General features: G+C 41.2%; 17 protein-coding genes and 1 pseudogene. 15 read left to right on the top strand and 3 right to left on the bottom strand.

Features of this window, described 5'->3' with window-relative positions; genetic code table 11:
• Positions 1-256: 256 nt before the first annotated feature.
• From EII37_RS03445 to EII37_RS03420, 6 genes and pseudogenes are all read left to right on the top strand, one after another.
• Positions 257-1,123 (top strand): ABC transporter ATP-binding protein, encoded by an 867-nt coding sequence (locus tag EII37_RS03445; protein WP_049540607.1) that lies wholly within the window; start codon positions 257-259, stop codon positions 1,121-1,123.
• A complete protein-coding gene (locus EII37_RS03440; protein WP_049540609.1) occupies positions 1,123-1,965 on the top strand; it encodes an ABC transporter permease in 843 nt (280 codons plus the stop codon). Before EII37_RS03445 ends, EII37_RS03440 begins: the two co-directional genes overlap by 1 nt.
• An 18-nt stretch (positions 1,966-1,983) precedes the next feature.
• Positions 1,984-2,439, top strand: a complete 456-nt coding sequence (locus tag EII37_RS03435) for a LytTR family DNA-binding domain-containing protein (RefSeq protein WP_000701943.1) — start codon at positions 1,984-1,986, stop codon at positions 2,437-2,439.
• 9 nt (positions 2,440-2,448) lie between these two features.
• Positions 2,449-2,868 carry a DUF3021 domain-containing protein gene (locus EII37_RS03430; RefSeq protein WP_000825504.1) on the top strand — a complete coding sequence of 140 codons (420 nt, stop codon included), beginning with the start codon at positions 2,449-2,451 and terminating at the stop codon, positions 2,866-2,868.
• 94 nt (positions 2,869-2,962) lie between these two features.
• A pseudogene (locus EII37_RS03425) lies at positions 2,963-3,636 on the top strand (GNAT family N-acetyltransferase).
• 38 nt (positions 3,637-3,674) lie between these two features.
• Complete coding sequence (locus EII37_RS03420; protein ID WP_049540612.1) at positions 3,675-4,091, top strand: GNAT family N-acetyltransferase; 417 nt, start codon at positions 3,675-3,677, stop codon at positions 4,089-4,091.
• A gap of 712 nt (positions 4,092-4,803) precedes the next feature.
• Here EII37_RS03420 and EII37_RS03415 read toward each other — a convergent pair.
• Positions 4,804-4,896 (bottom strand): type I toxin-antitoxin system Fst family toxin, encoded by a 93-nt coding sequence (locus tag EII37_RS03415; RefSeq protein ID WP_000970382.1) that lies wholly within the window; start codon positions 4,894-4,896, stop codon positions 4,804-4,806.
• A gap of 133 nt (positions 4,897-5,029) precedes the next feature.
• Here EII37_RS03415 and ruvB point away from each other — a divergent pair, with 133 nt between their 5' ends.
• The 9 genes from ruvB to EII37_RS03370 all read left to right on the top strand — a co-directional run bounded on the left by ruvB (position 5,030) and on the right by EII37_RS03370 (position 16,175).
• A complete protein-coding gene (gene ruvB / locus EII37_RS03410) occupies positions 5,030-6,028 on the top strand; it encodes a Holliday junction branch migration DNA helicase RuvB (RefSeq protein ID WP_080982914.1) in 999 nt (332 codons plus the stop codon).
• Positions 6,009-6,581 carry a nucleotidyltransferase family protein gene (locus EII37_RS03405; RefSeq protein ID WP_124787592.1) on the top strand — a complete coding sequence of 191 codons (573 nt, stop codon included), beginning with the start codon at positions 6,009-6,011 and terminating at the stop codon, positions 6,579-6,581. Before ruvB ends, EII37_RS03405 begins: the two co-directional genes overlap by 20 nt.
• Before the next feature lie 230 nt (positions 6,582-6,811).
• Positions 6,812-7,570, top strand: a complete 759-nt coding sequence (locus EII37_RS03400) for an isoprenyl transferase (protein WP_049540614.1) — start codon at positions 6,812-6,814, stop codon at positions 7,568-7,570.
• Positions 7,571-7,578: 8 nt separating this feature from the next.
• On the top strand, positions 7,579-8,382 hold the full coding sequence (locus tag EII37_RS03395; protein ID WP_049540615.1) for a phosphatidate cytidylyltransferase: 804 nt from the start codon (positions 7,579-7,581) through the stop codon (positions 8,380-8,382).
• A gap of 21 nt (positions 8,383-8,403) precedes the next feature.
• Positions 8,404-9,663, top strand: a complete 1,260-nt coding sequence (rseP, locus tag EII37_RS03390; protein WP_045605089.1) for an RIP metalloprotease RseP — start codon at positions 8,404-8,406, stop codon at positions 9,661-9,663.
• Between the two features lie 12 nt (positions 9,664-9,675).
• Positions 9,676-11,529 (top strand): proline--tRNA ligase, encoded by a 1,854-nt coding sequence (locus EII37_RS03385; RefSeq protein WP_124787591.1) that lies wholly within the window; start codon positions 9,676-9,678, stop codon positions 11,527-11,529.
• 98 nt (positions 11,530-11,627) lie between these two features.
• Positions 11,628-13,007 (top strand): 6-phospho-beta-glucosidase, encoded by a 1,380-nt coding sequence (gene bglA / locus EII37_RS03380; RefSeq protein WP_084927955.1) that lies wholly within the window; start codon positions 11,628-11,630, stop codon positions 13,005-13,007.
• Between the two features lie 191 nt (positions 13,008-13,198).
• Positions 13,199-15,007 carry a glutamine--fructose-6-phosphate transaminase (isomerizing) gene (gene glmS / locus EII37_RS03375; RefSeq protein ID WP_084927954.1) on the top strand — a complete coding sequence of 603 codons (1,809 nt, stop codon included), beginning with the start codon at positions 13,199-13,201 and terminating at the stop codon, positions 15,005-15,007.
• Positions 15,008-15,125: 118 nt separating this feature from the next.
• Positions 15,126-16,175 (top strand): LLM class flavin-dependent oxidoreductase, encoded by a 1,050-nt coding sequence (locus tag EII37_RS03370; RefSeq protein WP_124787590.1) that lies wholly within the window; start codon positions 15,126-15,128, stop codon positions 16,173-16,175.
• Positions 16,176-16,269: 94 nt separating this feature from the next.
• Here the strand turns inward: EII37_RS03370 and EII37_RS03365 are convergent, their stop codons facing one another.
• Positions 16,270-20,046: a pullulanase gene (locus EII37_RS03365; protein ID WP_124787589.1), complete on the bottom strand. Its 3,777-nt coding sequence runs from the start codon at positions 20,044-20,046 to the stop codon at positions 16,270-16,272.
• A 106-nt stretch (positions 20,047-20,152) separates the two neighbouring features.
• On the bottom strand, positions 20,153-21,637 hold the full coding sequence (locus EII37_RS03360) for a M protein trans-acting positive regulator PRD domain-containing protein (protein WP_124787603.1): 1,485 nt from the start codon (positions 21,635-21,637) through the stop codon (positions 20,153-20,155).
• Between the last annotated feature and the right edge of the window lie 169 nt (positions 21,638-21,806).

Below are 21,806 nucleotides of genomic sequence, written 5' to 3'. Positions count from 1 at the left end.
GATTCTTGAATTTTTCGGCCAGATGCGATAAAACATCTCTTTTATAGCGCATATTTAAAAATATAATGTGTTCTTGTGAGTGTTTTTAAGCTTCATTTAGCAATTCGGTAGGAGAAAAATGGCTGTAGCCTTCTCTACTTTAACTTAACCCTAATCATCTCACCACTTAACTTCTCATTTTAACCACTTATCTCAAAAGTCGATTTTTCTTTCATACTTTTTGTTAAACTGATGAGGTAAAGAGGAGGAAATAAATATGATTTTACAAGCTAAACATTTGACTAAACGTTACGGCGATCATATGGCTGTTGACGATATTCAGTTAGAGTTTGAAAAAGGGAGTTTTAATGCTATTTTGGGTCCAAATGGTGCAGGAAAATCAACCACCATTTCCATGTTAATCGGTTTGAAAAAGCCTACAAAAGGTCAGATTCGATATGCGCCAAATACGAAAATCGGAGTTGTTTTTCAAGCTAGTGTACTGGATGAGATGTTGACGGTTAGAGAAAATCTTACGATTCGTGCTCAACAGTATAAGGAGATTGTAGCAAGTCGTGTGGATGATTTGATCCATCAACTGGGTTTGACTGCTTTCCAGAAGCAACTATATGGGACTTTGTCAGGTGGGCAAAAACGTAGGGTTGATATTGCGCGTGCTCTTCTTTCACAGCCAGATATTCTTTTCTTAGATGAACCAACGACAGGTCTAGATATTCAGACTCGCAAAGCCATTTGGGATTTACTGTCTCGACTACAAAAGGATGAAGGGATGACTATTATCTTAACGACTCATTATCTAGATGAAGCGGATGAAGCGGATCAAATTTATATCGTTGATCATGGGAAAGTGATTGCGCAAGGTTCTGCGACGGTTATTAAAAGTCAGTATGCATCTAATATTCTAAAAATTCGTTTTAAGGAAATGAAGGATTTAGAAAAGTTGCTACAGACTGAAATGACAGTAAAGGAAGAAAATGAGTTGGAATATCTTTTTTATCCAAGGACATTACTGGAAGCTATTGAATATTTGGCAAAAGTACGAGAAGAAATTGATTCTTTTGAGTTTCGTCCAGGTACCATGGATGATGCCTTTATTGCACTTACAGGAAGAGAGGTTCGCTAATGTTAGCTTTATTGAAACGGAATTTTATCTTATATTTTCGTAATCGTTCAGGAGTATTTTTCTCATTATTGGGGGCATTGATTTCCTTCCTCCTTTATATCATTTTTTTGCAGAAGAACTTGACGGATGCTTGGTCCCAACTCCCTGATAATACGAACCTTTTAAATAACTGGCTGATGGGTGGGACCTTGGCTGTAACTGGGATTACAACCAGTTTTACGGCTCTTACACAAATGGTACAGGATCGTGAAAATCAAGTGGATCAAGATCTCTTCTTGACAGATTTAGGTAGCTGGGGTTTACAGGTGTCCTATCTAATCAGTAGTATTGCCATCTCTTTTGTCATGCAGGTGTTTATGTTTGCTGTTATGGGGCTTTATTTTAAAGAGAGTCCAGTTATCAGTCATTTACCGGAAATTGCTTTGATTATGTTGTTAAGTAGTCTGCTTTCAAGTTTGATAAATATTCTCTTGATTTACCGTTTTCAATCTGTAGACAGCCTTGGCAAACTGGCAACTATAGTGGGAACTGCTTCTGGATTTTTAGTAGGAACTTATGTCCCTATTGGAGTATTACCTGATTTTGCACAGATTATCATGAAGTGTACCCCTGCAACTTATATTGCTTCTCTCTATAGACAAATTTTAATGAAAGAACCATTAGAGACTGCATTTACAGGAAATAGCAGATTGTTACAGGAATTTCAAGAAAAAATGGGAATCCAAATCAACTGGCAAGAACTATTGACAAAGGAAGAGACATACTTTATAGTGGTTATTATCAGTCTCGTCGCTATTCTTCTTTGGCTTTTATTTGTTAAAGTATTTAGCAAGAGAAAATAAAAGTACATTGGAGAGAAAATGAAGATTCGTTTTGAAATGAAGACAGAGTTTTCAGAAAAGGACCCACATATTGTAATTCAGGCAGCTCAGTTAACCGACCAAGCAAGGGAAGTCATGGAGTATTTAGAACAATTTTCAACGACCAATCAGGTGGTCATTCCTATTCGAACGGATGATCATCTGGTAATGGTGAAGATTGAGGATCTTATTCTAGCAGATATCGATAAGAACTTGTTAACCATTTATACGGTAGATGGGATTTATAAAACTAAGGAAACATTGATAAACTTTCAGAATCGGATTAATCGGCGTAACTTTATACAGATATCACGCCATTCAATTATAAACATTGACCATTTAGAGTCATTATCGGATAGCTTTTCAGGGAACATGATGGCTAAAATGACTCGGGGTATCAAATCTAGTGTGAGTCGGAAATACGTTAAGTCCTTAATGAATTATCTAGGTTTATAGGAGAAAATCATGAAACGATTAATTGATTATTTTGTATCGGGAATGCGTACGGCTTCCTTCTTTTATTTGAGTATGATGGTGTTGACTCAGTTTTATCCAGGTATTACCTATCCTGAACCAATGATAAAAAATATTCTAGCTCTGTTTTTAATGGGTGGAATTATGGGGGTATTGACTTTAATACTTGAAAAGCTAGAGTTTCTTGCTTTTAGTATACGTGTAGGAGTTCATTTATTAGTGACAGCTACTATTTTAGTATTGACCTCTCTATTTTTTGGTTGGGGTTCAGCCTTGTGGAGTCCCTTGCTTTGGTTCTTTTTCTTGTTAATTTATGGATTGATATGGTTGTATCAAATCTGGCAAACTCACAAACTCACCCAACGAATTAATCAAGCCTTAGAGGATAAAAGACAGAAAACGGGTCACTAATATAGTGTTGAGGATGAAGTTTGAAGACAGTGCCAGTTTCCAAAGAGAACAATTTGTGATATAGTATTTTCAGCGTAAAACAAGGAGAAGAAAAATGCCAGTAAACGAATATGGTCAGATGATTGGTGAGTCAATGGAAGGTTATACTCCAGGTGAATTGCCTTCTATTAATTTCTTAGAAGGGCGTTATGCTCGAATAGAAGCTCTTTCAGTGGAGAAGCATGCGGAGGATTTATTAGCTGTTTATGGCCCTGATACGCCTCGGGAGATGTGGACCTACCTCTTTCAGGAACCAGTGGCAGATATGGAGGAGCTGGTTACCCTTTTAAATCAGATGTTAGCTCGTAAGGATCGTTTTTACTATGCAATCATAGACAAGGCAACTGGTAAGGCTTTGGGAACATTTTCTCTCATGCGAATTGATCAGAATAACCGAGTGATAGAAGTGGGGGCGGTCACTTTTTCTCCAGAGCTCAGGGGGACACGGATAGGGACAGAAGCCCAGTATCTCTTGGCTTGCTATGTCTTTGAGGAGCTTAACTATCGTCGCTATGAGTGGAAATGCGATGCTCTTAACCTGCCATCCAGACGAGCTGCGGAGCGTTTGGGATTTGTCTATGAAGGAACCTTCCGCCAGGCAGTCGTTTATAAGGGGCGTACAAGAGATACGGATTGGTTGTCTATGATTGATAAGGAAAGGACTGGCCCAAAGTCAAAGATCGTTTGGAAACATGGTTGCGTCCTGAAAACTTTGATAAAAATGGATAGCAATACAAGAGCTTGAGAGAGCTTTAAGAGGTGTTGAGATGATTACTATTAAAAAGCAAGAAATTGTCAAGCTAGAGGATGTTTTGCATCTCTATCAGGCAGTCGGTTGGACAAATTATACCCATCAACCAGAGATGCTGGAGCAGGCCTTATCTCATTCATTAGTGATTTATCTGGCGCTTGATGGCGATGCTGTGGTGGGCTTGATTCGTTTGGTTGGAGATGGATTCTCATCAGTATTGGTTCAGGATTTAATCGTTTTACCTAGCTATCAGCGCCAAGGAATTGGTAGTGCCTTGATGAAAGAGGCTTTAGAGGATTACAAAGATGCTTATCAAGTCCAGCTGGTGACAGAAGAGACAGAAAGAACCTTTGGCTTCTATCGTTCTATGGGCTTTGAAATCTTATCCACCTATAATTGTATAGGGATGACTTGGACGAATCGAGAAAAATAACAAAACTTGTTTTTTCTTAAGCAAAGTTTAAGGATGGTCTAGTATTATATAGTCATTAAATAAAGACCTCCTAACTTTATTTAATGAAATCCTAAAACTTTTTTTCATCATAATCTCCTAATGAAGTCACCCAATCAGGTGACTTTTTTGTGGGTAGGTGATGGTGATAGAATTTTTTTGTAAAATAGTAAAATATGAGAAAAGTTAAGCTAGTTTTAAGCTTCGTCATGTATCATATAGTTATTAAATAAAGACCTCCTAACTTTATTTAATAAAATCCTAAACTTTTCTTTTTCATAATAATCTCCCTTAACTCCACCCAATCAGGTGGAGTTTTTTGGCTCTATTTCAGGCTTTTGGGGACTATTCTAAAAATCATTTTTCGATATTTTCGGATTTTGGTCGGGGAATTGGCGGGGATCTTTTTAGCGAATATGACTAAGAAATAGGTTTGTTGTTACTTCAACCTCAAATTGATTGCAAGCGTTTGTGAATTGAAGGGTTAGAACTACTTTAATAATGTTCTTGGTTGTCGAGGAGTGAGTCATCATATTGTTGTACATCGGTTAAAACTTGAGAAGCTGAGAATGTAAACCTTTGACAAAATTCGTGAACTGTGGGATAATAAAAAGGAATTGAGTACTAGTTCTATATCATAGGCTAGAAAAGACCCCAAGCTCACGACCAAATAAGCTTGGGGTCTTTTTTGACACTATTTGTCCTTGTTTAGCCATTTATCGACTAGCCGAAGAACGACACCGACCACAATTGGTCCGATGATAGTTTTGAGTACTAATTCCATCATGGGCTATCTCACCTCCTTTCGTAGGCGGTGTAGCAGTGCCGTAGAATATTATACCACATAAGTGCTAAACTCGGGAGTCACCTAATCAGGTGGCTTTTTTGTTTGTGGCTTGGTTTTTTGATATAATAGAGCCATGAGTAGAATTTTAGATAATGAGATAATGGGGGATGAGGAGTTAGTAGAACGCACGCTCCGTCCTCAGTACTTACGTGAATATATTGGGCAGGACAAGGTCAAGGACCAGCTCCAAATCTTTATCGAGGCTGCCAAAATGCGGGATGAAGCGCTGGATCATGTGCTCTTATTCGGGCCTCCAGGTTTGGGAAAAACGACCATGGCTTTTGTTATTGCCAATGAACTGGGTGTCAATCTCAAGCAAACTTCTGGTCCAGTCATTGAAAAAGCCGGAGATCTGGTAGCGATTTTGAATGACTTAGAGCCTGGTGATGTCCTTTTTATTGATGAGATTCATCGCTTGCCCATGTCGGTGGAGGAGGTGCTTTATAGTGCCATGGAGGACTTCTACATTGATATCATGATTGGAGCTGGTGAAGGTAGTCGCAGTGTTCATTTGGAGTTACCACCTTTTACATTGATTGGTGCGACGACTCGGGCTGGTATGCTCTCAAATCCGCTACGGGCACGTTTTGGAATTACAGGTCATATGGAGTATTATGCTCATGCTGATTTGACGGAAATTGTTGAGAGGACGGCAGATATTTTTGAGATGGAAATTACTCATGAGGCAGCATCTGAGTTGGCTCTACGTAGCCGTGGAACCCCTCGTATTGCCAATCGTCTCCTCAAGCGCGTGCGCGATTTTGCCCAGATAATGGGGAATGGGACTATTGATGATCTTATTACCGATAAGGCTTTGACCATGCTGGATGTTGACCATGAAGGTCTGGACTATGTGGATCAAAAAATCCTTCGCACCATGATTGAGATGTACGGCGGTGGTCCTGTCGGCTTAGGAACTCTTTCTGTCAATATCGCAGAAGAGCGCGAGACTGTCGAAGACATGTATGAACCTTACTTAATCCAAAAAGGTTTTATCATGCGGACGCGGTCTGGACGGGTGGCAACAGCTAAGGCATATGAGCATTTAGGTTATGAATACAGTGAAAAATAAGCAAGAAATACTAAACGCTTTTAGAGAAAATCTGGATATGATGGCTATTCTGACGATTATCCGAAACCTTGGTCTGAAAGACTCGTGGTTGGCAGCAGGTTCTGTCAGAAATTTCATCTGGAATCTCTTGTCAGACAAATCACCTTTTGACTGTGAAACAGATGTGGATGTCATTTTCTTTGATCCAGATATTTCTTATGAGGAAACCTTGTCCCTAGAGAAAAAGCTACGAGAGGACTTTCCTCAGTATCAATGGGAGTTGAAAAATCAGGTCTATATGCATCAACATAGCTCTCATACTGCTCCTTATACTAGTTCCCGTGATGCTATGAGTAAGTATCCAGAACGATGTACAGCTGTTGGACTACACTTGAATGAAGAATCCACTTTGGAACTCTTTGCACCTTATGGTTTGGAGGACATTTTGAATTTTCAAGTTCGACCAACTCCTCATTTTTTAGGGAATGAAGACCGAATGGAACTTTACCAAATACGTCTATCCAAGAAAAATTGGCAGGAGAAATGGAAAAATTTGATTTTTAAAAATACTTAAGGAAACTTTAAGCTAGGAAGTGTATACTAAGTTCATAAGTTAAGAAGACCTTAACTTAAACTCCTAAAACTTTTTCATAATAATCTCCCTATAAAAATAGAGTCGCCAAATCAGGCGGCTTATTTTTTTGGGAAATGGGATTTGTGCCTGAGAATAAATAGCTTAGTGATAGAAGAAAATAGGGAAATATGGTATAATGAAATGATAGATTTTTGAATAGGAATAAGATCATGTTTGGATTTTTTAAGAAAGATAAGGCTGTGGAGGTAGAGGTTCCGACACAGGTTCCTGCTCATATCGGCATCATCATGGATGGCAATGGCCGTTGGGCTAAAAAACGTATGCAACCGCGAGTCTTTGGACACAAGGCGGGCATGGAAGCATTGCAAACTGTGACCAAGGCAGCCAACAAACGGGGCGTCAAGGTGATTACAGTTTATGCTTTTTCTACGGAAAATTGGACCCGTCCAGATCAGGAAGTCAAGTTTATCATGAACTTGCCAGTAGAGTTTTATGATAATTATGTCCCGGAATTGCATGCGAATAATGTTAAGATTCAAATGATTGGGGAAACGGACCGCCTGCCTAAGCAAACCTTTGAAGCTCTGACCAAGGCTGAGGAATTGACTAAGAACAACACAGGTTTGATTCTTAATTTTGCCCTCAACTATGGTGGACGTGCTGAGATTACACAGGCTCTTAAGTTGATTTCTCAGGATGTGTTAGATGCCAAAATCAACCCAGGTGACATCACAGAGGAATTGATTGGTAATTATCTTTTTACCCAGCATTTGCCTAAGGAGTTACGAGATCCAGACTTGATTATCCGTACTAGTGGAGAATTGCGTTTGAGCAATTTCCTTCCATGGCAGGGAGCCTATAGTGAGCTCTATTTTACGGACACCTTGTGGCCTGATTTTGACGAGGTAGCCTTGCAGGAAGCCATTCTTGCCTACAATCGTCGCCATCGCCGATTTGGAGGAGTTTAGGAGGTAATATGACACAGGATTTACAGAAAAGAACCTTGTTTGCGGGGATTGCCCTGGCTATTTTCCTACCGATTTTAATGATTGGGGGCCTCTTGCTTCAGATAGCAATTGGAATCATAGCCATGCTTGCCATGCATGAACTTTTGAAGATGAGAGGTCTAGAGACTATGACGATGGAGGGCCTCTTGACCCTCTTTGCAACCTTTGCCTTGACCATTCCCTTGGAGAATTATCTGACTTTTTTACCAGTTGATGGGAATGTGGTTGCCTATAGTGTTCTGATTTCAATCATGTTAGGAACGACTGTATTTAGCAAGTCTTATACGATTGAGGATGCTGTTTTCCCGCTTGCTATGAGTTTCTACGTGGGCTTTGGATTTAATGCTTTACTAGATGCTCGTGTTGCAGGTTTAGATAAGGCTCTCTTGGCCTTGTGTATCGTCTGGGCTACAGACAGTGGTGCCTATCTTGTTGGGATGAACTATGGTAAACGAAAACTAGCTCCGACAGTTTCTCCAAATAAAACCTTTGAGGGTGCCTTGGGTGGTATTTTAGGTGCTATTTTAGTAACCATCATCTTTATGATGTTTGACAGTACAGTTGCTCTTCCGTATGGAATTTACAAGATGTCAGTCTTTGCTATTTTCTTTAGCATTGCTGGACAATTTGGTGATTTACTAGAAAGTTCGATCAAGCGTCACTTTGGTGTCAAGGATTCTGGGAAATTTATCCCTGGACATGGTGGTGTTTTGGATCGTTTCGATAGTATGTTGCTTGTATTTCCAATCATGCACTTATTTGGACTCTTTTAATCAAAAGACGGAGGAAATACTATGCTCGGAATTTTAACCTTTATTCTGGTTTTCGGGATTATTGTGGTGGTGCACGAGTTTGGGCACTTCTACTTTGCCAAGAAATCAGGGATTCTAGTGCGTGAATTTGCCATTGGTATGGGACCCAAAATCTTTGCTCACATTGGCAAGGATGGAACGGCTTATACCATTCGAATCTTGCCTCTGGGTGGCTACGTTCGTATGGCCGGTTGGGGTGATGATACAACTGAAATCAAGACAGGAACTCCTGTCAGTTTGACCCTTACTGATGATGGTAAAGTTAAACGCATCAATCTCTCAGGTAAAAAATTGGATCAAACAGCTCTTCCTATGCAGGTGACCCAGTTTGATTTTGAAGATAAACTTTTCATCAAGGGCTTGGTTCTGGAAGAAGAAAAAACATTTGCAGTAGATCACGATGCAACGGTTGTGGAAGCAGATGGTACTGAGGTTCGGATTGCACCTTTAGATGTTCAATATCAAAATGCGACTATCTGGGGGAAACTAATTACCAACTTTGCAGGCCCTATGAACAACTTTATCTTAGGTGTCGTTGTTTTTTGGATTTTAATCTTTATGCAGGGTGGTGTCAGAGATGTTGATACCAACCAGTTCCATGTCATGCCCCAAGGGGCCTTGGCTAAGGTGGGAGTACCAGAAACGGCACAGATTACCAAGATTGGTTCACATGAGGTTAGTAACTGGGAAAGTTTGATTCAGGCTGTGGAATCAGAAACCAAAGATAAGACGGCCCCAACTTTGGATGTGACTATTTCTGAAAAGGGGAGTGACAAACAAGTCACTGTTACTCCAGAAGAAAGTCAAGGTCGTTACCTTCTAGGTGTTCAACCGGGGATTAAGTCAGATTTTGTATCTATGTTTGTAGGTGGTTTTACAACTGCTGCTGACTCGGCCCTCCGAATTTTATCAGCTCTGAAAAATCTGATTTTCCAACCGGATTTGAACAAGCTAGGTGGACCTGTTGCCATCTTTAAGGCAAGTAGTGATGCTGCTAAAAATGGAATTGAGAATGTCTTGTACTTCTTGGCAATGATTTCCATCAATATTGGGATTTTTAATCTTATTCCGATTCCAGCCCTGGATGGTGGTAAGATTGTGCTCAATATCCTGGAAGCCATCCGCCGCAAACCATTGAAACAAGAAATTGAAACTTATGTCACCTTGGCTGGAGTAGTCATCATGGTTGTCTTGATGATTGCTGTGACCTGGAATGACATTATGCGACTCTTTTTTAGATAATCGAGGAATATTATGAAACAAAGTAAAATGCTTATCCCAACGCTTCGCGAAATGCCAAGCGATGCTCAAGTTATCAGCCATGCTCTTATGTTGCGAGCTGGTTATGTTCGCCAAGTCTCAGCAGGTGTGTATTCTTACCTACCACTTGCCAATCGTGTGATTGAAAAAGCTAAAAATATCATGCGTCAAGAATTTGATAAGATTGGTGCAGTTGAGATGTTGGCTCCTGCCCTTCTTAGTGCAGAATTGTGGCGCGAATCAGGTCGTTACGAAACTTATGGTGAAGACCTTTACAAACTAAAAAACCGCGAAAAATCAGACTTTATCTTGGGTCCGACTCACGAAGAAACGTTCACAGCAATTGTCCGTGATTCTGTCAAGTCATACAAGCAGTTACCACTGAACTTGTATCAAATCCAACCTAAGTACCGTGATGAAAAACGTCCACGTAATGGACTTCTTCGTACGCGTGAATTTATCATGAAAGACGGCTATAGCTTCCACGCTAACTACGATAGCTTGGATGTAACCTATGATGAGTACAAGGCAGCTTACGAGCGTATCTTTACTCGTAGTGGCTTGGACTTCAAAGCCATTATTGGTGACGGTGGAGCTATGGGTGGTAAGGATAGCCAAGAATTTATGGCCATCACACCTGCTCGTACAGACCTTGACCGTTGGGTAGTGTTAGATAAGTCTGTCGCGTCGTTTGATGAAATCCCTGCAGAAGTGCAAGAAGAAATCAAGGCAGAATTGCTTAAATGGATGGTTTCTGGTGAAGATACTATTGCCTACTCAAGTGAGTCAAGCTATGCAGCTAACTTGGAAATGGCAACTAACGCCTACAAACCAAGCAACCGTGTTGTGACTGAAGATCAAGTAGCTCGTGTGGAAACACCAGGTGTCAAATCGATTGATGAAGTTGCTACTTTCTTGAATGTCTCTGAAGAGCAAACAATCAAGACCTTGGTTTATATCGCAGACGAGGAGCCAATTGTTGCCCTACTCGTTGGCAATGACCAGCTCAATGAAGTCAAATTGAAAAACTACCTTGGAGCAGATTTCTTGGAACCTGCAACTGAGGCAGAAGTGAAAGAATTGTTGGGAGCGGACTTTGGATCTCTTGGCCCAGTTAATCTTCCAGAAAATGTCAAGATTATCGCAGACCGCAAGGTGCAAGATAGTCGCAATGCTGTTGTAGGTGCTAACGAAGATGGTTACCACTTGACTGGTGTCAACCCAGGTCGTGATTTCACTGCTGAGTATGTCGATATCCGTGAAGTGCGTGAGGGAGAAATCTCTCCAGATGGACAAGGCGTTCTCAACTTTGCCCGTGGTATCGAAATTGGTCACATCTTCAAGCTCGGTACTCGTTACTCAGCAAGTATGGGAGCAGATGTTCTGGATGAAAATGGTCGTGCTGTGCCAATCATCATGGGTTCATATGGTATCGGTGTCAGCCGTCTCCTTTCAGCAGTGATGGAGCAACACGCTCGCCTCTTTGTTAATAAAACGCCAAAAGGTGAATACCGTTATGCTTGGGGAATCAATTTCCCTAAAGAGTTGGCACCATTTGATGTGCACTTGATTACTGTCAATGTCAAGGATGAAGAAGCACAAGCCTTGACAGAAAAACTTGAAGCAAGCTTGATGGGAGCTGGTTACGAAGTCTTGACAGACGACCGTAATGAACGTGTCGGAGTCAAATTCAGCGATAGTGACTTGATTGGATTGCCAATCCGTATTACTGTTGGGAAGAAAGCAGCCGATGGCATCGTAGAAGTGAAGATTAAAGCGACTGGTGATACCATCGAAGTTCATGCAGATAACTTACTTGAAACGCTTGAAATCCTCAGTAAGAAATAAAAACTATAATCAGAAGAAAAACAAGGAAAAAATGTAACTAGTTTTTACCTTGTTTTTTCTGTATAATGGGAAAAATGAGTAGATAAAGAGGTAAATGTATGCTAAGATTTCCAAAGGATTTTGTCTGGGGATCCTCTACTTCTGGACCACAGACAGAAGGACGTGTAGCTGGTGACGGTAAAGGAGATAATCTCTGGGATTATTGGTACCAAGTGGAGCCAAATCGCTACTATAATGGAATTGGTCCAGATAAGACATCGACCTTTTATGAAAACTGGGAACAGGATATTGAGCTACTGTTAGAAACTGGTCACACGGCCTTTCGGACTTCTATTCAATGGTCACGGATTTTTCCACAAGGGCGTGGGGAGGTCAATCCTCAGGGTGTAGACTTTTACCGTAAGGTTTTTGAAGCTATTAAGGCTAAAGGGATTCGTCTTTTAGTCAATCTCTATCATTTTGATCTTCCTTTTGCCCTTCAAGAAGATGGTGACGGTTGGGAAAATAAGGCGACTGTCTCAGCCTATGAAGACTATGCTCGTTTTTGTTTTGAGACTTATGGAGATTTAGTAGATCAGTGGATTACCTTTAACGAACCAATCGTTCCTGTAGAATTTGGCTATTTTTATGATGCTCATTATCCACATAAGGTGGATGCAGAGGCAGCCGTTAAAGTAGCCTATCATACACAATTGGCTAGCAGTCGGGCAGTCAAGGCATGTCATGAACTCTTGCCTAATTCCAAGATCGGGATTGTCCTCAACTTGACACCGGCTTATCCACGTAGCCAGCATCCTGCTGATGTCAAGGCTGCTCGTATTGCGGACCTTTTTCAGGCCCAATCTTTCTTAGATCCGTCTGTTTTGGGGACTTATCCACAGGAATTGGTAGAAATCTTGTATGAACACGGCCTCTTACCTGATACTACGGAGGAAGAGTTGGAACTCATTCGTGATAATACGGTGGACTTCCTCGGTGTCAACTACTATCAACCTTTGCGTATTATGGCGCCTCGATTTGCTAAGAATCCAGAGAGTCCTCTTTTGCCAGAACATTTTTACGAGCCTTATGTTATGCCTGGACGTAAAATCAATCCTCACCGTGGCTGGGAGATTTATGAGCAAGGGATTTATGACATTGCCCAAAATATCAAGAAAAATTATGGCAATATTGAGTGGATGTTGACAGAGAATGGTATGGGTGTTGAGGGGGAAGAAAAATTCCGTCAAGATGGAATGATTCAAGATGATTATCGTATTGACTTTGTAAAAGGTCATCTTCGTGAACTTCACCGTGCCATTGAAGATGGAGCCAATTGTAAGGGCTACTTGATTTGGACCTTTATCGATTGTTGGTCATGGCTCAATAGCTATAAAAATCGCTATGGTTTGGTTGAATTAGACTTGGGAACGCAAGAACGTCGTCTGAAAAAATCAGGGCACTGGTTCAAGGAATTAAGCGACAATAATGGATTTTAAAAAAGACTCTGACTGATTATCCTAATTGGTCAGAGTCTTTTGCTTACAGGAGTGTAATTTGAACTATACCAATTTTTACTCTTGACAAGTGAAAGAAACAAGTATATACTGTTTTTGCTGATTCTATAAAAGAGGAATTAGACTATACCAATTTTAAGGAGAAAGCACAGCTGGTCTGTGTCGTATATACTATGTGTGGAATTGTTGGTGTTGTTGGAAACACAAATGCAACTGATATTTTGATTCAAGGGCTTGAAAAGCTCGAATACCGTGGCTATGATTCTGCGGGAATTTTTGTCCTAGGTGGTGCTGAAAACCACCTAGTAAAGGCTGTAGGCCGTATCGCAGAATTGTCTGCCAAGACAGCTGGTGTTGAGGGAACAACTGGGATTGGACATACTCGTTGGGCGACTCACGGAAAACCAACGGAAGACAATGCTCATCCACATCGCTCTGAGACAGAACGTTTTGTTTTGGTGCACAATGGGGTGATTGAGAACTACCTTGAAATCAAGGAAGAATACCTTGCTGGGCACCACTTCAAGGGGCAAACAGATACGGAAATCGCCGTTCACTTGATTGGAAAATTTGCGGAAGAAGATGGCTTGTCAGTTCTTGAAGCCTTCAAAAAAGCTCTTCACATCATTCGTGGTTCTTATGCCTTTGCCTTGGTTGACTCACAAGATCCTGAAGTCATCTACGTAGCTAAAAATAAATCACCACTTTTGATTGGTCTTGGGGAAGGATATAACATGGTCTGCTCAGATGCTATGGCTATGATTCGTGAGACCAACCAATACATGGAAATTCATGACCAAGAGTTGGTAATCGTCAAGGCTGATAGCGTGGAAGTTCAAGACTATGATGGTAACAGTCGTGAACGTGCTAGCTATACTGCTGAACTTGACTTGTCAGATATCGGTAAGGGAACTTATCCTTACTACATGCTCAAGGAAATCGATGAGCAACCAACGGTTATGCGTAAACTCATCCAAGCCTACACAGATGAGGCTGGTCAAGTTGTCGTAGACCCAGCTATCATCCAGGCTGTTCAAGACGCAGACCGTATCTACATCCTTGCAGCTGGAACATCTTACCACGCAGGATTTGCTTCTAAGAAAATGTTGGAAGAATTGACAGATACACCAGTTGAACTTGGAATCTCATCTGAGTGGGGCTACGGTATGCCACTTCTCAGCAAGAAACCACTCTTCATCTTTATCAGCCAATCTGGTGAAACAGCGGATAGTCGTCAAGTTTTGGTCAAGGCTAATGAAATGGGAATCCCAAGCTTGACAGTGACAAATGTTCCAGGCTCAACTCTTTCTCGTGAAGCTAACCATACCATGCTTCTTCATGCAGGTCCTGAAATTGCCGTGGCGTCAACTAAAGCCTATACAGCGCAAATTGCAGCCCTTGCCTTCCTTGCAAAAGCAGTCGGAGAAGCAAATGGCAATGCCAAAGCGCAAGCATTTGATTTAGTTCATGAGTTGTCAATCGTAGCTCAGTCTATCGAATCAACTCTTTCAGAGAAAGAAACCATTGAAGCTAAGGTTCGTGAGCTTCTTGAAACAACTCGCAACGCCTTTTATATTGGGCGTGGTCAAGATTACTACGTAGCTATGGAAGCAAGCCTTAAACTCAAAGAGATTTCTTACATCCAGTGTGAAGGCTTTGCGGCAGGAGAACTCAAGCACGGAACTATTGCCTTGATTGAAGAAGGAACGCCTGTCTTGGCTCTCTTGTCAGATCCAGTCCTTGCTAACCATACTCGCGGAAATATCCAAGAAGTGGTAGCCCGTGGTGCCAAAGTCCTCACTATCGCAGAAGAAAATGTTGCTAAAGAGACAGATGATATCGTTCTTACGACTGTACACCCTTACCTCTCGCCAATTTCAATGGTCGTACCAACACAATTGGTCGCTTACTTTGCAACACTCCACCGTGGCCTTGATGTGGACAAACCACGTAATCTTGCTAAATCAGTAACGGTAGAATAAGCTAAAAAAGTCTAGTTATCTAGGCTTTTTCTTGTGAGCAAATCGGTTGCTTGTACTCAAGATTAGTGTTAGAATAATTTTTCAAAATGAAGGACCGGAATAGACAAGGAGAATCACTGTGGTAGAATTGGGAATTTCAACATTTGGAGAAACAACGGAGCTTGAAGGGACTGGGCAAACTTACAGTCATGCTGAACGTATTAGCCAGTTGGTGGCAGAGATTGAACTGGCTGACAAGATTGGTTTGGATGTGTATGGGATTGGTGAGCACCATCGAGCGGATTTTGCGGTATCAGCCCCAGAGATTATCTTGGCAGCTGGGGCAGTCAATACCAAGAAAATTCGTTTGACCAGTGCGGTCAGCATTCTCTCAAGTATGGATCCGATTCGTTTGTTCCAACAATATGCCACTATCGATGCTTTGTCAAATGGACGTGCGGAGATTATGGTTGGAAGGGGTTCTTTCACGGAATCTTTTCCCTTGTTTGGATATGATTTGAAAGACTACGAAGCCCTTTTTGATGAGAAATTAGACTTGCTTCAGTTAGTCAATGAAAAGACCAAGCTAGACTGGCAAGGTCGATTGACCCAAACGATCTCTGGCAAAGAAGTTTATCCTCGTCCGGTTCAGGACAAATTGCCCTTGTGGATAGCGACAGGTGGTCGTGTTGAATCAACAGTGAAGATTGCTCAGGCAGGCCTACCGATTGTCTATGCCATTATTGGTGGCAATCCGCGTTATTTTAAAAAGTTGATTCAGGCTTATCGTGAGATTGGGAGCGAAGCAGGTTATGCCAGTCAGGAACTAAAGGTTGGGGCCCATTCTTGGGGTTGGATTGCTGAAGATGGCGAGCAGGCTGTGAAAGATTATTTCCATCCGACCAAGCAAGTGGTGGATGCTATTTCCAAAGACCGTTCGCACTGGCAGGAATTGCGTTATGAGCAATATTTGGAGCAAGTTAGGCCAAATGGTGCCATGTTTGTGGGCAATCCAGATCAGGTGGCCGAAAAAATGATTCGCATGATTGAAGACTTAGGTTTGGACCGCTTCATGCTCCATCTACCACTTGGCTCCATGCCTCATGATCAAGTTCTAAGAGCTATTGAACTCTTCGGTACGCAAGTGGCTCCAAAAGTACGGGCTTATTTTGCCATGAAAGAGGCTTAATAAAAATCCTAATCAGGCTTATTAGGAAAATAAATATTAAAACTCAATCCCCCGAGCATTAAGGCTTGGGGGATTGTTCTATAGGAGGGCTAGTTTAGTTCTCTTTTTTGTTTTTTAGTAAGAACCCGAGACCTAGAAGTGCAAGGAGACTAATTCCTGCAAACAGGAGTTTGTGATCATTTTTGGTTCCTGTATTTGGTAGTTCAGCTTGTGAATTAGCTGTAGCTTGGTTAGGTTTATTTTCTGCATCAGCTACTTTTGTATCTGGTTTTGCAGAATCAGGTTTAGTTTGTGGAGCTGGAGTTTGCTGTTCCGGTTTGACTACTCGGTTTGACATATTGTCTTGGCTGTTATTTTGCCCTTGTTCTTGTTTTAAGCTAGAAAGGTCAAATTCTGATTTTTCTTCCACAGCTGGGGCAACGATGGCACCGCCTTGAGAGACTCGAAGAACAGTAGCTGTAAGGGCGTTTAATTTTAAGCCTTTTTCAGTCCATTCAAGTCCTTTCGGGTTGGCAATTCCGACTGGTCCTGCTTGGTTTTCATCTGCCAAAACTTCAGCATTTCTGAGGTGGGCAAAGGCAGTTCCCAAATTAAATTCGCGGGCTTTTTCATCCGCATTGACAAAGACTGCGTAGATATCACCGTTTGGAGCAGTGATTTGGTAGCCAATCACTACATCCTCTTTTTCCACACCATTTTGGCCTGGAACAGTGATGAGGTGGACACGGTCTTTGATATCTTGGAGATTCTTAAGTCGGAATGCATCTGTATATTGACGAAGGGCAATCAACCCTTTCATATAGTCACGGCTCTTGACATTTTCAGGATATGCTTTTCCATCTGTAGCCTTAGTCCAGTCAAACTTGTTAATAGCATCACTCGAATCGTAAGAGTCATGGATGAAGTAAGGATAGTCAAATGGATTGCCGTCCTTATCACGCAACAAGTGAGATTTGTTTGGAACCTTATCCTCCGCTACTGGAGTCTTGTAGGCTGGGTCACGGAATTGTTTGGTACGTCCGTATTCCTGACCAGAGTGGATAAATGGAGTTCCTTGAGCTGTCAAGACCATGAGGTTTCCAAGTCGCAAACGACGGTGGATTTCAGAATGGTTTTCAGCCTTGCTTGGGTCTTTTTTAATAGATTGGGCGATGATGTCAAAGAGGGTCAAGTTATCATGGGCTGCGATGTATTGGATGACATCTCCAGGGCTGTCAGCTTCAAAGTTGGTTGGTTGAGCAGTGAGATTTTTGAAGATGGTGTTGATATCACGCTTGCCACCTGTGATAAAGGCAGGTTGACCTTCGTTTGGATAACCAGATTTGAGATTGTTACGGATGTCATCTGAGAAGACAGCAACAGTATCGGTATGTTTCATCCAATCTTGGTCAGCAGCTTTAGTAGGCATATTTTCATCACCGGCATAAGTTCTCCAACCTTCACCCAGCATAATTAGATTTGGATTGAGGGCGCGTGCAGCCTTGTAAGCTTCTTCTATAGAAGCTGCATCATGGTCTCCCATCATATCGAAGCGGAAGCCATCGACTTTGTAGGTATCAACTAGATATTTGATAGAGTCAACTAAGAGTCGTTTGGTCATATGATGGGTTGTTCCCAAACGTCCACCACCAAAGCTAGTGCGAGGTGTCCCATCAGCATCCATAAAGTGGTAGTAGTTTGGCTCTAAATCTTCAAAGATATCGACCTTGGCTGTATGGTTATAAACGACATCTAGGATAGCTCCCATGCCACGTTTGTGGATCTCGTTGATGAGGTTTTTGAATTCTGCGATTCGTTTTTCTGGATTCTTAGGATCGCTTGAGTACATACCAGTCAAGGAGAAGTAGTTTTGAGGATCATATCCCCAGTTGTAGTTGCTGTTGCTTGAAGCATAGTCAGACAAGCGTTCATGGTTCTTCAATTCATTGACAAAGTAGTAAGACAAGACCGGAAGGAGCTGGATGTGGGTCACACCCAAGTCTTTGAGGTAGTCTAATTTTTCAATGAAGGCTTCAAAGGTACCAAATGGTTTGGTCAGGTCTTTTGCGATGGCGGAATCTGAAGTGAAGTCACGCACATGAGCTTCATAGATAACGGCATCTTCACGAGTCTTGAAGTTGTGAATCTTACCATAAGTCAAGTCTTGAGGTCCTAATTTAGCTGGATCTACAAAGGCAGCTTTAGCCACTTTATGGGCATCGTCAATCTTGGCATCGTCACTATTCCAAGCAGCGAGGGATTTAGCGTAAGGATCGAGTGCAAGAACAGTTTTACCTTGGCGCTCGATTTGGTAGTGGTAGTAGTAGCCAGTGTAGTTGCTGATGCCGAGACCAGAGTTTTCATTCAGAGTTTGTTTCCAGGTTCCTTTTTCTCCTTTTTCAAGGGCGACAGTTCCGACTACCTTTTCAGGATCTTTCTTGTCGTAGACAACGACAGAAATCTTATCAGCACTTGGAGACCAGAGGGTGAGGTCAACACGCTTGCCATCTTCTTTTAGAGTTGCGCCGAGTGGACCATCGTAACTGTAGGACTCATCCTTGAGGCGCCAGCTTGAACGTGTGGTAAATCGGTCTGAATTGTAACTGACAGTGTACGGGTGTTGAGTGTCAGAGAAGTTGCCGATGTAGGTCACTTTTTTACCTGCCTCATCCACTTCCACGTCTGTGATAGCTACTTTATTCCCTTGGTAATCAGTGATGCTGGAGTGTTTGAGGATATCGTCTTTCTTAGCTCCAACGAGGGTAGAAAAACTGCTTTCGATACGAGATTTAGCCACGTGTTGGGCTCCTGTCATACGGATATCATGGACATAGTATGGATTTGTGTAAATCGATTCATCATCGTCTTTTAGGAAAATTTGGCTATGATTTTTCAAATCTGTGAACTTATAATCTTCTTTACGGATTTTCACGTCGTCTCCTTGTTTGTTTCTGTCTAGTAATAAAAATCCAAGGTCTTTAGCTGCATCTTTGAGTGGAATATCGATATAGCGACCGTATTTACCTGTAGCCGTAAAGTCTGTTCCGTTAGGCCATTCACCACTACTTGGATTTTTCACATCTCCCCAGTACCAGAGAGATTTCTTGTCATAGTTGCCATCTGTACGGTAGTAGTTGACGCGAATAGTTCCTGCAGGTTGTGGCTCGTAAGAGAAAACCTTGTGATCTTGGTCCAACCAAGCCTCATTCATCTTTGGTGACAGTTTTTCTACCGATTTATCGCCGGTCAGATTTTTTCCAGCTGTATTATTGATGAGGAAGCTAATTTTCTTGGCTTGTTCTCCCTTTAATTTGACATCTAGGTAGTAGCCATAGTCATCTTTTTTGGCATTCTTGAAGGACAAGGCTCCGTTAGGCCAGTTTTCAGAAGGTTTTTCAACATCATCCCAAGTCCATAGTCCTTGAGCATCCTTGTTTTCTTCAGGAAGTTTTTTGACGTGGATACGGAAGTGATTGTCTTCGATTGGCTCTTCTGCCTTAGTTTCAGTCGTAGTAGAAGTAGTTGGATCGCTTGAACGATCTTGTCCGGTTTGTGGTGCTGAATCAGCAGGGCTTGCAGCAGGAGTGGTTACCTCTGTTGCAGGTTTTTCTTCTGTTTTCGCTAGGGAAGCGTTTGCATTTTTAGGCGAAGAAATATCACTTTCCTTCTTATCAGAGTGAACTGCTGTATCAGTAAGAGGTTGGGCAAGAGCAGTAGTAGTTTCATTGCTAGTTCCCTTATTGCTTGTAGTATTTTCGTTGGCTGAGATAGTTGGTGTAGCCATGGCAAGTAGGACAAAGCTTGCGCCAATAAGAACAGAACCAGTTCCATTCTTAAGGGAACGGATGCTGTAAACCATTTTTTTCTCAGTGTGAGATGGTGTTTTTCTCATAATGATTCTCCAATCAATAAATTTCTATATCAGTATAGCACTTAGTAAAACAAGATGCAAGCGTTTTCCTAAAATTAAACTAAAAGAAAAATCGCAACAAATTTTGTTACGATTCAGCCAATCTTTCTTTATGAATTTGAGAAGTCATTAGGTGGAGGTGGTAAAATAGTTCTGCTGTAGAGAAATTACGACTGTAGATAAGTGGTTTAGGAGAGTTGGTGATAGGAAAGGTAGTGATAACAATATCGTGAGGGATTTGATTGAGAACTGAGAAAGAAATCGTAGATTCTTCCCACGAATCAAATAGATAGAGATTGTTGCCGTAGTGAGTTAGGGTATCGATTAGGCTTTGTGCATGATGGCTATCCAGATGACTAATAACCAAAACACGTATTTTGGGAAGTTTTTGAAGCAGTTGGACTAAAATCCGATGCCCTTGGATCGTGAAGGTGTAGATCATCTCTTGTAGCTTACTTGACTTACTGTTTAGCCCCATCTCAGTCAAATAAGATTGGAATTTGTGTTGACTTACTTCAAATAGTTTTGGAAATTCTGCTTGATAATTGCTTAAAATCCGGGATTTCTGTCTGTCGAGAGACTGGTTACTGAGTAAATGAAAGAAATCAGATTGGGCAGTGTAGTGGAGGAGCCAAATCAATTCCTCACGATTTTCAATCTGTAGGTGAAATTCTTTAGCTAACTCTTCTAAGATTTGACTCAATAAACGGTAGGATTTTTGGATATGATGAATATCACCCAGTGCTCCGTTGTTAGGATTGTTTGCAATTTGAAGAGATTTGATTGGGTTTGAAAATAGCTGTTCCAGTGTTTCCATTGTCGGTTCAAAGCAGAGTTTTTTAGCCATCTTCTTAATATTTTCTTCAAACTGCGTAATTTGCATGAGAGAACTGTAGTGACTGGTTAAAAGAGGAGTAGGATTTTCAATCAAATGACTTTTATTAAACCGCTCTAGATTGATAGCTAGGGTATATTTGATTTGCCGTAAGCTACTGAGGTTGGGTGAAACTTGTTGGGCGTCCAAAAATAGCTGAATCAAGTGAGTGAGTGATTCTTCAGAAATAGAAGGGAAGGGCCAATCTAGAAAGTCGTAACTTTGGCTAAAGTAGTCTAGATAAAAGGCACGAATGTCCTCTTCTGTTCCCTTCATGACTAAAGGGGAAAGTTGGATGCTGATGCCATAATGTTGCGGAAGTTCAGTATTTAGATGATGGATGATTTCCTGAACTCGTTCGCAACTAATCACAAGTTCCTGACACATTTGCTCAAGTGATTGTCCCTCTTTGAAAAATAGACAGTTCAAAAAAGAATAGGTTTCAGATTGTTTAAAAATCGCAATCCTAGGATCCGAGGTGTTTTGAAAGTCAAATTGCAATTGAATACCTTTATTTCTTGATTGAAGCAGGAGGTTTGGAAATAATTGCTCAAGCTTAAAAAGGTGTTCTTGCAATTCTTCTATTGAAAAATTCAGCCTCTCAGCCAAGACTGGAAGTTCTATCCAATCATGGTGTTTGGTTACTTTTTCCAGTAAGAATAGCAAGTCTTGTTCAGTCTTAGAAAGCAAGATATTCATCATAAATCTCCCTATATATTTATACATATATATTAAAAGAAAAACCTAGTAAAGTCAAGAAAAACAGCCTATGATAAAATAGGGAAATCGTAATTTACCATATTTTTGTGAACTACTAAACTGAAAATGAAGTTTGCAAAGTAATCATTGAATTTAAATTTTTATAGGA

Source organism: Streptococcus sp. OH4692_COT-348 (assembly GCF_003859975.1).
In the GTDB taxonomy this organism is placed as follows: domain Bacteria; phylum Bacillota; class Bacilli; order Lactobacillales; family Streptococcaceae; genus Streptococcus.
This window is presented reverse-complemented; position numbering and strand designations above follow the sequence as displayed.